Annotated in this window: 10 protein-coding genes; 9 read left to right on the plus strand and 1 reads right to left on the minus strand. The window is 53.9% G+C overall.

The annotated features are described in order from the left end of the window. The first annotated feature begins 3 nt into the window (after positions 1 to 3). Both OCV66_RS13710 and OCV66_RS13715 read left to right on the plus strand, forming a co-directional pair. Entirely contained in the window at positions 4 to 267 is a 264-nt protein-coding gene (locus tag OCV66_RS13710; RefSeq protein WP_054326343.1) for a phage holin family protein, read from the plus strand. A 447-nt stretch (positions 268 to 714) separates the two neighbouring features. Beyond that, a complete protein-coding gene (locus tag OCV66_RS13715) occupies positions 715 to 5,535 on the plus strand; it encodes an LPD3 domain-containing protein (protein ID WP_147574521.1) in 4,821 nt (1,606 codons plus the stop codon). Between the two features lie 105 nt (positions 5,536 to 5,640). Here the strand turns inward: OCV66_RS13715 and OCV66_RS13720 are convergent, their stop codons facing one another. Then, positions 5,641 to 5,973 (minus strand): hypothetical protein, encoded by a 333-nt coding sequence (locus OCV66_RS13720; RefSeq protein ID WP_147574522.1) that lies wholly within the window; start codon positions 5,971 to 5,973, stop codon positions 5,641 to 5,643. 362 nt (positions 5,974 to 6,335) lie between these two features. Between OCV66_RS13720 and OCV66_RS13725 the strand changes: the two genes are divergently transcribed. The 7 genes from OCV66_RS13725 to OCV66_RS13755 form a co-directional block, all read left to right on the plus strand. Next, a complete protein-coding gene (locus tag OCV66_RS13725) occupies positions 6,336 to 7,169 on the plus strand; it encodes a ParA family protein (RefSeq protein ID WP_262564715.1) in 834 nt (277 codons plus the stop codon). Then, positions 7,156 to 8,133, plus strand: coding sequence for a ParB/RepB/Spo0J family partition protein (locus OCV66_RS13730; protein WP_262564717.1), 978 nt, complete (start codon positions 7,156 to 7,158; stop codon positions 8,131 to 8,133). The genes OCV66_RS13725 and OCV66_RS13730 overlap by 14 nt, the downstream gene beginning before the upstream one ends. Before the next feature lie 78 nt (positions 8,134 to 8,211). Further along, positions 8,212 to 8,406: a hypothetical protein gene (locus tag OCV66_RS13735; protein ID WP_147574525.1), complete on the plus strand. Its 195-nt coding sequence runs from the start codon at positions 8,212 to 8,214 to the stop codon at positions 8,404 to 8,406. A gap of 16 nt (positions 8,407 to 8,422) precedes the next feature. After that, complete coding sequence (locus OCV66_RS13740; RefSeq protein ID WP_147574526.1) at positions 8,423 to 9,010, plus strand: Fic/DOC family protein; 588 nt, start codon at positions 8,423 to 8,425, stop codon at positions 9,008 to 9,010. A 69-nt stretch (positions 9,011 to 9,079) separates the two neighbouring features. Beyond that, on the plus strand, positions 9,080 to 9,481 hold the full coding sequence (locus tag OCV66_RS13745) for a type II toxin-antitoxin system RelE/ParE family toxin (protein WP_147574527.1): 402 nt from the start codon (positions 9,080 to 9,082) through the stop codon (positions 9,479 to 9,481). 132 nt (positions 9,482 to 9,613) lie between these two features. Then, positions 9,614 to 10,876 (plus strand): CAP domain-containing protein, encoded by a 1,263-nt coding sequence (locus OCV66_RS13750; protein WP_147574528.1) that lies wholly within the window; start codon positions 9,614 to 9,616, stop codon positions 10,874 to 10,876. 146 nt (positions 10,877 to 11,022) lie between these two features. Beyond that, positions 11,023 to 15,186 (plus strand): MSCRAMM family protein (locus tag OCV66_RS13755; RefSeq protein ID WP_262564721.1); only part of this gene is annotated, 4,164 nt, incomplete at its 3' end.

The raw sequence follows: 15,186 nt of genomic DNA on the forward strand, positions 1-15,186 counted from the left end.
CTTATGGAAAGTTTGGGATTTACGGCGATTCCGGCAATCATGGTAATTTGCTATCTGATCGCACAGACCGTAAAGGCTACGGCGCTTGACAACAAGTGGCTGCCGATCATCTGCGGCATTTCCGGCGCGGTGCTGGGAATTGCAGCGATGCGGATTATGCCGGAGTATGGCGCAAACGACCCGCTGACGGCAATTGCAATCGGCATTGTGTCCGGCCTTGCGGCGACGGGTGTAAACCAGATTGTCAAACAGCTCGGACAGAAATAAAAAAGCCGCCCGATGGCGGCAAATTGACACAGCGCGGCGTGCGATGGTATAATATGTCGGGCGCTGTCGTTCCCAGCGGCGGGCGGTTGGCCACTCTCCTGTAAAAGGGAGGTGGTGCTTATGGGCATAAAACTCTTCCGAGTTTTGATATGTGCAATCTTATTGCTACATATTTTGACCATAAACGCGAAATAACCGCCCCATCGACCAAAATGTAGCGGTTATTTCATAACTTCTTCATTCAGGGTCAACCGCTCGTCGGCAACGCCCCTTTTATAGATATTATACCATAAGCCCCGCCAGTGTCAAGGTGGGGCTTTTTATTGTACATTGAAACTGAGGGGGAGCGGCACGGGCAGAACGGGCGGAGGGTTCAGCGGGGGAGGCGGAGCGGTTTCCCCGCTGCCCGCGGTTCGGGGGACGACGAGGGCACAGCGGCAGGCAGATTTGGACCAGCTTACCGCAAACAGCGTCGCATGGCATTTCGCGGACGATGCACAGAAGCGGGCGCTTTTTGAAGCGAACAACGCAATCCGTCAAAAATACAACCTTGCCTATCTGCCTGGAACTGGCGAAACCTATAATAACGCCGGCGTGAACCTCTCCGCTCCGGTCGCGGAGGAGGTGCGGACGCAGCAGAGCTATAACGCGCAAACCCCGCTTTCGGTATTAGGACATAACACCATGGCGGGCATTGCGGGAATCAACAGGGGATTTTACTCTACGCTTGATTTCCTGCTTCCGGATGTAATCACGCCGCAATTTGTGCAGGACAAGATTGATGCGGCAAAGCGGACGAACGAGGATATTCAGGAAAAGGTGCGCCGGTACAACTACGAGCGCGGCGGGAAAATCGGAGGCGCGATAGGCGACCTGTACCAGAGCGCGCTCGGGATGATCCCGCAGGCGGTCATCGCGGTAATGTCGGGCGGCACAAGCGCGGCGGCGCAGGGAGGCAGCACGTTGGCCGGAGCTGCGGACGACATTGTTTCCAACATTACGCGGCAGCTTACGAAGAACGCGGGATACATGAGCAGCTTTGCGTCCACGGTGGGGACGGACTACGAGAGGGCGAAAGCGGCCGGCGCATCGGACGCGGAGGCCGCGTTTTCGGACATCCTCTCTTCGGCCGCTACCGCCGGAATAGAAACCATGGGCGGCATTGACGTGCCGCAGGGCAGCGCGTCCAGACTGCGGAACGCGCTGAATACAGCGCTTGAGGAAGGCTCCGAGGAAGTCCTGCAGGACCTGGCACAGTCGATTGTTGAGAAAGGGACGTACAATCCGGACAAGGCATGGGCGGGAGAAAACGGCGTGTTTGACCTGGGGCGCGCGCTCCAGAATTTCGGCGCGGGCGCTATCCTTGGCGGCGGCTTTGGCGCGGCGAGAACGCCGGTGCGCCCGCAAATACAAGGCGCACAAGCCGCGATCCGGCCGAACATCCAGCAGGCATCCGTGGATGCAAGCGCGGCTCCGGTAAGGGCGGGTAAGGCGACAACGATACAAAGCCCGTACACGGGGAAAATGCCGCAGAACGCCGGCACGGAAGCGCAGACGCGCCCGCTGCAGATCGGTAAAGCCGACGTGGAGGGCGCACAGCAGGCGATCTTTGCCAGCCAGCAGGGCGGCACGTTTGCACGGACGATGAAAAGCGTTTTGCAGAACATATTCCAGCAGAACGGCGGCACTCGGACGGTAACGGTGCAGGGAGTGACGTTTGATGGACAGCCGTATGATGTAGCTTTGGGAAACAAGGTCGCGGCAAAAGTCGCCTCTGATCCTAATATGACCGCTGAAAAACTGGCGGCATTTAACGATATTGATAATATCGTTTCAACTGCGGAGTATGTGGGAAGCGGAAACTATAATAAGAACAAGACTAAGGCAGAAAGTGTTAAACGTTACGATTACTTTGAAAAAACGCTTGTAATAGATGGGAAACCTTATGTAGCGACATTTGATGTTGAAGTATATACGGACAGGAATAATTTTCGAACATACCGTGTGATAGACGAAATGAGCCTGACACCATCGACGGAAGCAGCCGGTCCACAACCGACGTCCCCCGATGGAGCAAGCTCATTTACTAATAATAGTATATCCCAAACAAACGGAAATAGCAATACCCCCGCTGCACAAAATGACCCTATCCGTCCCATCATCCAACCCGCGCAGGGCGTATCACCTGATTCGTCGGTGGGGGCGGCTGCGGCAAACTTTGACCCATATACCCGCATGGCGAACGAATACGGGACGATAGCGCAGGGCGAAGCGCCGCGGGCGCGCGAGGTCGATGTCCCCCAATCGACGGACGGGAGCGACCGAGTGCGCCGGTTCGCGCGCACGGCGATGGAGGCGCAGGCTACGCCGGAGCAGATGATACCGGAGTTTGAAAAGAACGTGGCAAACGGCCTGTTCTCCTACAATCCGCGCAGCGATAAGAGCAGCCTGGACGCTGCGGCGCGCACCATCGCCCAAAAAGGCTACGACGGTGCGCTGGCGCAATGGGAGGATGTAACGAGCGGACGGCGCACGGCGGGAAAGGACGACATTGTTCTAGCGCAGGTGCTGTATTCCGAAGCGGCGGCGGCAGGCGATACGCGGCTTGCCATGCAGCTTGCCGCAGAGATCGCGGCGGAGGGAACGAGGGCAGGACAGAGCGTGCAGGCGCTCCGCCTGCTCAAGCGCACCACAAGCGAGGGGAAGCTGTACTACATCCAAAAAGCGGTCAACAACATTCAGGAGGGGCTGAACCAGAAACGGGGCGGCAAAGCGCCGCAGATCACCATTGACGAAGCGCTTGCACAAGGGCTTCTGGATGCGAAAACAGACGCAGATGCAAACGCGGCGATGGATGCGATATACAACGACGTTGCCGCACAGATACCGGCGACCCTTGGGGACCGGCTGAACGCATGGCGGTATTTTGCGATGCTGGGCAACCCGCGCACACACATCCGAAACGTAGTCGGGAACATTGTCTATCAAATCCCGACCCGTGCCAGCAACAAGGTCAGCGCAACGCTCCAAAAGGCTTTTGTAAAGGACCCGAACCAGCGCACGCGCTCCCTGACGCGGAACAGCGCGGCAAAGGAATTTGCGAAAGCGGACTATGCGGAAATGAAAGGCGTGATCTCGGGGGACGCTTATACCTCCGAAATGTCCGAGGTGCAGCGCAGGCAAAAGATATTCCCCAAGCCCCTGCAGGCGGTAATGGACACGGCAAACAAAGCGCTGGACGTGGAGGATCAGATTTTCAAGCGCATGACCTACATCAACAGCATGGCCGATTTTCTGACCGCGCGCGGCATCGACCCGAGCAGGGGGAATGTGCCGGCCGATATTTTGGAGCAGGCGCGGACGCACGCAATACAGGACGCGAAGCGGGCGACCTTTCAGGACGCTTCCGCGCTGGCCGACGCGATTGCGCGCATCGAAAACAAAAACAAGGCGACCAAGCTGGCGATCGGCGGCCTGCTCCCGTTCAAGCGCACGCCGATCAATATTGCAAAGCGCGGCTTCGAGCTTTCTCCGGCAGGGCTGATAAAGGGACTGACCTATGACCTTGGGCAGGTGAGAAAGGGGACCATGACCGCGACGGATGCGATCGACCATATTTCGCAGGGGCTGACGGGTACGTCGCTGGCGCTGGTGGGGTACTTCCTTGCGTCCAACGGCCTGCTTTCCGCGAGCAGTCCGGAGAACGATAAGGAGCGCAATTTTGAGGCGGCGCAGGGCTCGCAGGAATATGCGCTGAATATCGGGCCGTATTCCTATACGATCGACTGGGCGGCCCCCGCGGCGCTCCCGATGTTTGTCGGCGCGGAATTTTACAATGCACTGACACAGAAGTACGACGACGGGGAGCAGGTGTTCAAGCAGGCGACCGATGCGCTTTCCCGCCTGTTCGAGCCGATGATCAACATGACGATGCTTTCCGGCATCAGCAGCACGATCGAAAGCGCAACCTACAGCCAGACAAACCCGCTCTTTGCGATCGCCGGAAACATAGCGCAGAACTATGCGGGGCAGGTCGTCCCGACGCTGTCCGGCCAGATCGCGCGCACGATAGACGACACGCGGCGCACGACCTATGCGGATAAAGACAACTGGGTCCCTGACAGCGTGCAGACGTTTTTGCAGCGCCAGGCGAATAAAATCCCCGGCCTGTCACAGAACCAGCCGGCGTATACGGATGTGTGGGGCAGGCCGGACAGGACGGAAAACTGGGTGCTGCGGGCGTTCGAGAACTTCCTTTCGCCTGGGTACATCGGGAACAGGTCCGCTTCCGGCGCGGAAAACGCGCTGCGGGAGCTGTACAATGCGACAGGGGATTCCGCAGTGCTGCCGAGCAAGCCGCAAAAGAGCTATAAGGTCAATGGCGAGGAGCATAATTTTACTGCCGAACAGTGGCTGAAATATTCCAACCGTCGGGGACAGGCATCATTCGATATGTTGAACAAGATTGTTGATACGGATGCATACCAGAATATGAGCAATCAGGATAAAAAGGATCTGGTATCGAAAGTATATGACTATGCCGATGCGATGGGCAGGATGGATACGATCGACGGCTATCAGCTTGAGGGCTGGATCGCAGGCGCGAAAGATGCGGAGCAGAATGGCGTGCCATCATGGGCGTATACCCTTTACCAAACGCAAAAATCTATTTCGGACGCAAAGGCAGAAACCGACAAGAGTATCAAAAAATATGACTATATGACGGATATTGTCAGCGAGATCATGTCGGACGATAATCTGAACGACAGTCAGAAGCAGAAAACCATACAGAACCTTGTGATAAACGGCATCAGCGACAATCAGGAAGAAAAGTATGCCGCAATTGCGGACAAAGTACCGGCAGCGGATTATGCGCGCGCTTATTATGAGTTCCAACGGATAGAGGACAACAATCCCGATCTGGGGGCAGGCGAACAGAATGCCCTGAAGCGTGACTACCTGATGCAGAGCGGGCTTTCCGCAGAGCAGAAACACCTGATCGATGAGAACATCATTAACGACGGGATGTATATTCCGAAAGACCTCGATGTGGACTACTCCAACCCGACGAGTTTTATCCTTACGCAAATGAGCGACGCGGCGCAGCGGAAATTCAGCCGATTCGGCATGTCCGCAGAAGATTACCGGAAGGTTTACCCGATCGCAACAGCGCAAGGGAAAAAGGCGCAGGTGATTGCAAATTTGCAGGCGGCAGGGATGACATACTCCGAGGCGGCCAGATTTTACCGGCTTGTAAAAAAGAAATAACCCTTTTCTTGACAACTCCGCTTAAGGCAGGTATACTAAACATAGAAAAGGGCGCAGCCGGTTGACGGTTACTCCCAAACTACTTGATCAAAGAATTTGACCGCTTCATTTGGACGTGAGGGCGGTCATTTTCTTTTGCATATCTGAAAAATCAGACTGGCAAATGCCACGAGCAACATAAGAAGCTGAAAAAGCTCCGAGTATGTAACCATAGCACCACCTCCCCTCTATGGGTTCGGTGGGAATAACCGCCAACCGCGGACACGGCTGCGCCTTAATCAAATTATACCAAAGAACGACAATGTACGCAAGCAGCCAATGCGGCGAGCAAGTGAAAGGGGAGGCTTCGGCCTCCCTTTTTTCGTGTTGCATGACTTGGTTTTTTGGCGTTTTTGATGCTTGTTTAGAAAAATAAAAATACGTTTCAAAAACACTCAAAACCCGCGCCACGTCTTGATGAAATGAAAAAACCCGCGCAGGGCGGGCTTTTCGTAATTGGTGATCCAGCGGAGATTCGAACTCCGGACACCCTGCTTAAAAGGCAGGTGCAGAAGAAAGGTGTGTTGGGTGGCGGAGTAAAATGGTAAATCGCTGAGAATGCCTAAAGATTGTCTGCATTGTTGCTGCACTTAAGAAGCTGCAAAAGTTAGGAAAGTGCGTGTTTATTTTTACACACATTTGCACGATACAAATTATGAGAAAAATCTATGAAAAAAACCTGCTATCATTCGAGAACTGATTCTTATGAAATTGAAAAACTATCATTACAGATTACTGTGAAAAGTGAAAGGATGTACGGAATGAGGGTAATCACAATCTCCATCGTCAACATCAAAGGCGGCACCGGAAAGACGACCACCACCTACAACCTAGGCGCGGCACTGGCGGCGCGGGGCAAGCGCGTGCTGCTGGTAGATAACGACCCGCAGGGCAGTCTGACCAAGTCCCTTGGCTATGACCCGAAACAGATGACCGTAACACTGGCTGCGCTGATGAGCCAAGTGATTGACGCGCCGGAGCAGCTGGAATCCGGCTTGAACAAAGCGATACAGCATCAGGACACGCTCGACCTCTGCCCTGCCAATCAGAAGCTGAGCGGCATTCTTACACGCCTGATCGTGATGCAGGCCTCCGGCTCGATGTTCCCGCAGAGCGACAACGATACCAATCCGGTCTTTGTGCTGCGCAGCGTGCTTGCGCCGCTCGCCGCGCGGTACGACTATATCCTCATTGATTGCAGTCCACACCCCGACTTACAAATGATCAACGCGCTGGCGGCGTCTGACAGTGTAATTGTCCCGATTCAAGCACATTATCTGGACGCCGAGGGGCTGCCGGATACCCTCGAACTTGTCCGCCGCGTGCGGCAGACCTATCAGCCGAACTTGTCTGTACGGGGGCTGCTGCTGACCATGTATAAGGGGCGCACGCTGCTCTCTCGCATGGTGCGCGAGCAGATCGAAGAAACCTACGGCAGCCAAATACCGGTATTTGAGCAGCCGATTGATTATTCGGTGCGCGTTGCGGAGCACCCTGCCTACGGGGAAAGCCTGCTGGCGTATGCGCCGGACTGCCCGGCGGCACAGTCCTATACGCATTTGGCGGAGGAGGTGCTGCGGCATGAGTCGGCGTGATTTATCTGCCGTGCTCCGCAAACGGGCAGAGCAGTCCTCTGCACTGGCAAACCTGCAAACACCAGAACAGGCGATCGATCAGGCGTATGATATGCTGTTCGGCGATGTTCCCGCAGCGCCAATTCCCAAGCGCAAGCAAACGGTCGCCCTGGAACAGCTTTTTCCGTTTCGCACCGCCAATATCGGTTTTCGACCATACAGCGAGGAAAATCTGCGCGCGCTGGCGGACGATATTGCAGCGAACGGGCTGTTGGAGCGGATCAAGGTTCGCCCGATACAGGAGGGGTATGAAATCTTGAGCGGGCATAACCGCGTCAATGCGTGCCGGCTGCTTGGCTGGCGCGAGATCGAGGCAGATGTAGAGCAGGTCGATGATGACCGCGCAATCGTTATCGCAACAGTCACAAATTTGCAGCGGCGGCAGGGGCTGCTGCCAAGCGAACGCGGTTGGGCGTACCGTGCTCTATTGGAGGCGCATCGGCATCAGGGAAAAAGAAACGATTTAATTTGTGCTCAAAATGAGCATAGGTCAAAAACGCGAGACAAGGTAGCAGCGTTTTTCGGCGTTGATCGAAACAAGGTGCAGCGTGAGATTCGCTTGACTTATTTGATTGCCCCCTTGTTAGAGGCAGTCGATGCACGAAAGCTCAATCTGATGTGCGGTGTTGCACTCTCCTATTACGATGAACAAGGGCAACGGCTCGTATGGGAGCGGCTCAGGACAGGCGAAAAGCTGACCGGTGCTGTTATGCAGCAAGTAAAACAGCTCAGTCCGCCGCCTGCGCTCGCGCCGGACATTCTGGACGCTGCATGGAGTGATGCCGCAGTGCCCCACCAGGCGAAAAAACTGGTGTTTGAAGGCGAGCGTTTCGCGCCCTATCTCGTGCGGGTTAAGGACGAGCAGGAACTGGAGGATTTATTTCTGGAATTTTTGCAGAACCGGTTTGCGGAGGCTATTAATTGACGAGAATTTATAGTATACTATAAAATAAGAAAAGGAACTTCTTTTCTCGAAATGTAAGCGCGAAAGGATGCGAATGACATGAATACTTCGGTTATGGAATGTTTGCAGAAAGATGAATCAGCCCTCTGCGAGGCGCTGGACAACATTGCGATGTCTTGCCAAATGGAGGGAATGGAGCTTACATCTGAAATTCGCGCATTGTGCCTTGCTGTATTGGACGGCACGCTCAGTCTGCAGGATGGCCTGTATCGTCTAAATATGAAGTACAGCTAAGTGCGGGGGATATTGCATGGCATATAGTGTTACGCCTTCGGCAGAGGACTGTTATCCGGGGACAAGCGTGCTGATCAATAAGTTAGGCATCACAGATCAGAAACGATTGAATGAAAATGAAACGCTTATCACTTCTGTCAAGATGTTGCAGATTGAGATGCAGCCTATAACAGCAGAGCCGGATTTCTCGTATTTGAAACATCTGCATCATCTTTTGTTTGATGAGATATATAGTTGGGCAGGTCAAGTGCGACATATCAATATCAGCAAGCTGCGTACTGCATTCTATCCCGCGAATCAAATTGAAGAAACGGCATATGCAATTTTTGAAAGGCTGCAAAAATGCCACTATTTTTCCAATCTTCCGCGTAATGAACTGGTGTGCGAATTATCCGACTTATATGATTCTATCAATTACCTGCACCCATTCAGAGAGGGAAATGGGCGTGTGCAGAGACTCTATTTTCGGAAACTTGCACAGTGGCTTGGGCATAACCTGAACTTTGCCGCGGTGGAAAGCGAGCGGCTGATGATTGCTACAATCCATGCTTCCGCGGGAGTTATGGATGATTTGCGCCAGATATTCGATGAAATTTTAGTGTAAACAAAGAGAATTATATGCATAAAAAACGCAGGAACAAGCTGTTCCTGCGTTTGCTTTTAAGGAAAGCTTATGAAAAAATTATATTTGTACAGAGATGCAGGCAGTATTCCGGTCGATCAGTTTCTCCGTACGCTGCCTGACTCTCAGAGGGTACATCTGCTGTGGCAGATTGCAAAGCTGCTGCTGCCGCCCGACATGGCGGGCAAGGCGCCGGTCAAACATTTTCAAATGGAGCGGTACCGTGGCTTATATGAAGTACGGGACAAACTTCATGATACGCTGACCCGTATCATTTTCACTTACTCCGTCTCCGGTGATGTGATATTGCTGGAAGCCTTCATTAAAAAGCACAAGCGAACCACAGAGGCAAGCCTTGCATCTGCACTTGCAAAACTGCGCCGCGTCGAACTCGACCCGGCGCAGTTTCTTTTAGAAGTGCCATCGTCAACATACCTTACATCATTGCTATAGGAGAAAATATGTATCTGTTTATTCACAGGCAGCGAGCGCCGCCCGGTTTCACAACGTTTCGGTGCAAAACAATCGTTTGACAACCAATAAATGCTGCGGTAAAGTAAAGATAGAGAACGAGGTGAATTCAAAATGAAAAAATCGCTCCCGTTTTTATGTTATACTGCAGCAATCCTCATCAACAGCATTATACCTGCATACGCAGCAAATATTGTAACTGCCATCCCCACCCGCGAAAAGGGACAGGCGGTTTATGTGGATGACACCCGCGTCTATCCTACGGGCTACAATATAGCGGGCAACAATTATTTCAAACTGCGCGATATTGGTACGCTTGTGGGCTTCGACGTGGAGTGGAACGGCGAGACGCAGACCGTAGAGATCAGCACGGAGCGCACGGCCCTCAGCACGGCGGGCATTAAGGACGAGGCCGTAAGCGGCGCGTCTGCCAAGGTGACGGATCAGAAAATCACCGTGGATGGCGTACAGGTCAACATGACGGCCTACCAGATCAGTGGAAACAACTATATGAAGCTGCGGGATATCGGTAAGCAGATCGATTTTGGCGTATCCTATGACGCGGCTACGGAGAGCGTCCGTATCGACACGGATGCGCCGTACACGGAAAGCACAACACCTGCCAGCGGCAGCGCCATTACGAAGTGGAACAAGACCATGTCAGAATTCAATCAGGCCATGATAGACTGCAACTGGCGGCCGGGAAAATATCTTGAGACGGCGAAAAAATATGCGCCGGTCATCACAGGCAAAGCGGACGGCACGGTAGAGGACGTTATTGCTGCGCTGGACGCCATGAAAGGCGCGCCGGTGGACGCGGTTTCGTTCGAAGACGACCGCACGGTAAACCATTTCTGGGCAGATGAACTGCGCAAGGCGCTGGGTCAGGAAGTCACAAGTGGCGGCGAGAGCACGGACGGTAATGCCGGTAACAGTAGCAGTTCCGCTACTGTAACGGACGAAATGCTGCGCACTTGGGAATTGCAGATGGTTGATCGCATTAATGAGGAGCGCCGTAAGGTTGGTGTTGCTGAGTTGGAGATTGACGAAGATTTGATGTGGAGTTCCGGGTTTTGGGCAGAACATCTTACAACCGATTTTCGACATGCTGAATATGGTGAAATCAAAGAATTAGCCGATGTGCAAGGAGTTCCGGTTCGAGATGATATTGAGGATATCATTAATGGCGAAAATATCACTGGTGCTGGCCGGCTGACTGGCATCGGATACGATCCTATGACCTTGGCAATGAACAATTTCATGAATTCTGAGGGTCATAGAAATACCATCTTGGACAGCGATTGGACACGTGTGGGCGTCGGATTTGCTGTTTCAGATGAAGGTATTATCTGGTGTTGCCAACATTTTGGCCGATAAGTTAATATATTTACTGTAGGAGCGATTAGATCAACCTAATCGCTCCTTTCTTTTATCCAGAGGATGAAAAAAGTGAATTATGATCAACGCGCGCCGCCTTCTGCTTTGAAGGCGGCGTTTTTATTCCAGACAATAGGAGAGGAAAAATGATAAAGGATATTTTGAAGCGGGTAACCGCAGGCACCCTGTCTACCATTACGCTGCTTACCACCGTGCCGTTTTCCGGCGCGGCAGATGGCGGGATTATGCCGTTGGCAGATGAGGACAACGAGGCGTCCAGCATTGAGATCAACGTAGGCGAGGTGTACACTATCGCGGACAGAGGCGTGCAAAAGGCATGGTTCCAGCAGAACGGCGCGCCGCGCAACGTCTGGCCTATGTTCACGGAAGCGTCAGACGGTACGGAGATCCGCGCATACTGCGCAGACCACAGCAAGGGCAACCCCGGCACGGGCGGTATGCCGTATACCGTCACCAGCCGCATATCGGATATGCATGTATACGGCGTGGCCGTGCGCAGTGATTCGCGCATGTCGCTTAATGAGTTCATTTCCACGGTGGGCAGCCCCCTTACGAATGAAAACTTTACAGCGGATATGTATTTCAGTGCGTCGCAGGCGGCCATGTGGGCGGCGCTGGGAGATGCGCAGATCGCGGCTAACAGCAGCTACGGCGTGAATTACGTCAGCTCCACGTCGCTGGGCTACCGTGCCAGCGGCAAAACGCTCAGCGCCAGCAGCACCTCGGAAGCGCTTACCCTTTATGCCGCTATCGAAATGCTGAAATACGGCAACGAGTTCTATGGCGTATGGGGGCCAAATGGCAAAGGGCATGCGCCGTGGGTAGGCGCAACCATCAACTACACGCCCGGCAACACAGAGTATGCGCCCGCCGCACAAAAGACCGGCTCAGTAGATTTGCCGCAGGGTATTGTAAACTCTGGTGTATTTGCAGAAAAGGAAATAGACGGCCAGGACTACATGGTGCTGCCTATGGCGGCGGCGTCCGCTACGTTCGTGCGCGGCAATCAGATCTTCGTCCGTGCGGACAACGTACCGCCCGGTGCGTTCCTCATGGACAGCCAGGGCAACAAGAGCTATGACGAAAGCGGGGCGCAGCGCCTTACGCTGAAGAATGTGCAGAAAAACAACGACCTGTACAAGAATGGCAACGATACAGCCTATGGTGAAACCTTCCTGTTCTGTATTCCCAAATCCACCGCTGAGGAAATGGACGCTGGCAGCGAATCATTGCAGACATCCTTTACAGTGAGTATGAATGCAGACCGTTATAATGTTTACGCAGCCAGCACAACCAGTTCGGGTGTGCAGCCGGTTATCATGGTGGAGCCTGCTGTACAGAAATTATCTGCAAATATGGCGTTTAGTTCTATTCCCTTACCGACTGACGATAAAGTAAAACTGAAAGTCTTAAAAACTGATGAGAATGGTACTCCATTGGAGGGTTGCACGTTTCAGATCACTTACGCAGGCATTGAAAAACCGCGTGAGGCTACAACAGATGGTAATGGTGAAGCGGTATTTGATCGACTTCCGCTTAATGTTGATGTCACGATCAAGGAAACCGAAGCGCCAGAGGGCTATACCCTGCTGCCGGATAAAGTGGTAAACACTGGCTCCACTGGCGGCAAAACTGTTGAAGTGACACTGGCCAACAGTGACGACCACGTTTTCAAGGTGCATAAAACCTCCAGCGCGGACGGCCGGAACCTGATGGGCGCAAAGTTTGAGGTCAAGGGCATAGATAACGATTTTGTCAATACCTACGTAACGGACGCGCTGGGCGGGTTCACCATCCAGGGCAGGGACCTGCCCACCGGCTCTTTTGAGGTGTATGAGATCGCAGCGCCGGAGGGGTATGCAACAGACGGTGCGGATATCCAGACCTTCAGCTGGGACAATACCCGCGATATTACCCTGTCTTTCCAAAATGCCCCGCTGCCCGGCATCGAAATTTACAAGTATGACAAGGACAGCAAGGAGCCGCTGGCCGGCGCTACCTTTGAGATCCGCAGGGACGGCCAGGTGCTGCAGACCGTCAAGACAGACGTGAACGGCTATGCCAAGGTGTACAACCTCCCCAAGGGCTTTTATCAGGTGGTCGAGGTCGAGCCGCCGCAGGGCTACCTGAAGGACGAAGTGGAACACGAGGTCTACATAGACCCCTCCGCAGACCCGACGCAGATCGTCCGTGAGGTCAATGTCCCGAACACGAAGAAGCTGTCCATCCGTATCATCAAGCAGGACAAGGACACCAGGATCCCCCTGCAGGGCTGGAAGTTTGACGTATACTACAACGACGCCAAGCTCACCTCCGTTACCACGGGTCAGGACGGCGAAGCGATGATCGAGAACCTCCAGCCCGGCACCTACCGTGTAGTAGAGGTGGACGGTGATAAGGAGCATTACAACCTGGACGCGCCGGAACAGACCATCGAACTTGCCAGAGATCAGGCCGAGATCCCCACGCTGATTTTCCAGAATACCATCAAGAAGCACTTCGGTATCTACAAGATCGACGAGGAAACACGGGAGCCTATCCAGGGCGTTACCTTTGAGATCTGGAAGGACGGCAGGCTGCTGGGCAACTACACCACGGACGAGCATGGCCGCATCTGGCTGCCCTATGCAGAGCCGGGGACATATCAGGCAAAGGAGATCGTGACAGACCCGCGCTATGTCCTCAATGAAACGACGTTTACCATCGAGAACAACAGTGAATACCCCACTTTCTTCACCATCCCCAATACCCGCAAAAAGGATATTATCGTAAAGAAGATCGACCTTGATACGGGAAAGCCCATGCAGGGCGTTGTATTTGAGGGCTTCAAGGATGGCAGGAGCATCGGCATGTTCACGACCGGACCGGACGGCACGTTCACCATTGACTATGCAGACCCCGGCACATATAAGTTTGTGGAGCGTCACACCCTTGCGGGGTATGAACTGAGTACACAGGTGCTGGAGGGCGAGCACACCACAGACCGCGACCTTGTGCTGACGCTGGATAACGTCGAGCAGAAATCCTTCATTGTGAAGAAGATAGACAGCGAGACAAAAGAGCCGCTGGCAGGCGTACAGTTCAAAATCTGGCGGGACGGCATACTGCTGGGCGATTACACCACGGATGAAAATGGCCGCATTGAGATCAAAAACGCGCCCGCAGGCACTTACAAGGTGCAGGAAGCCAAGACCTTGAAAGAGTACATCCTGAATGATGAGGTGCTGGAGATCGAGCACACGACGGCCAAGGACACCGAGCTGACGGTTGAGAACGCCAGACTCCCCGGCCTGCTGATCCAGAAGATAGACGCGGAGACGCGCAAGCCGCTGAAGGACGCGGTGTTCCAGATCAAAAAGGCCAATGGCGATATGGTCAAGGAGGATATCATCACCGGCGAGGACGGTACGGCGTTTATTGAGGGTCTGGAAGCCGGTGATTATATCGTGACCGAGATCACCGCGCCGGGCGGCTATCTGATCGACAGCAACCCGCACCCCGTTTCCTTGGAGGAGGGTAAAACCTATACCCTGACGCTTGAGAACACCCGCCTGCCGGGTTTGCTGATCAAGAAGATCGACAGCCAGACGAAGAAGCCGCTGCAGGGCGCGGTGTTCAAGATCACGCGCGGGGACGGCTCGGTTGTGCGTGAGAGCGTCACAACTGATGCGGACGGTGTGATCCACCTGCCTGAGCTGGATACCGGCACATACATCATCACGGAGGTTTCCGCGCCGGATGGCTATGCCATCGACGAGCCCCCCAAGACCGTTGAGATCCGCGCTGGCCAGACCTACGAGGTGACCTTCTCCAACACCAAGCGTTCAGGGCTGACGATCCGTAAGATCGATGAGGGCACCCGCCAGCCACTGAAAAACGCGATCTTCTCAATTTCCAAGGCAAACGGTGAGATCGTAAAGGACCGTGCGGAAACCGATGAAACCGGTATCATTACTTTGACGGGACTCACAGACTGCACGCTGATCGTGACTGAGATCGAGGCGCCGGACGGGTACATCCTGCAGGACATGCCCAAGACCATCGAGGTCAAGGCGGGCGGTAATTATGAACTGACGTTCACAAACAAAAAGGCATACGGATTGCAGATTCGTAAGGTCATCAAGGGCACAAACCAGCCGCTGGACAGCTGCACGTTCACAGTGGAAAAGGCAAACGGCGAGATGGTCGGCTCGTATACCACGGATTCCTCTGGCCTTGCCACCGTGACTGGACTGGAGGACGGCGTCTATGTTGTGACCGAGGTTTCCTGCCCAGAGGGATACCGGCTG

The organism is Agathobaculum ammoniilyticum (assembly GCF_025567315.1).
GTDB classification, from domain to species: domain Bacteria; phylum Bacillota; class Clostridia; order Oscillospirales; family Butyricicoccaceae; genus Agathobaculum; species Agathobaculum ammoniilyticum.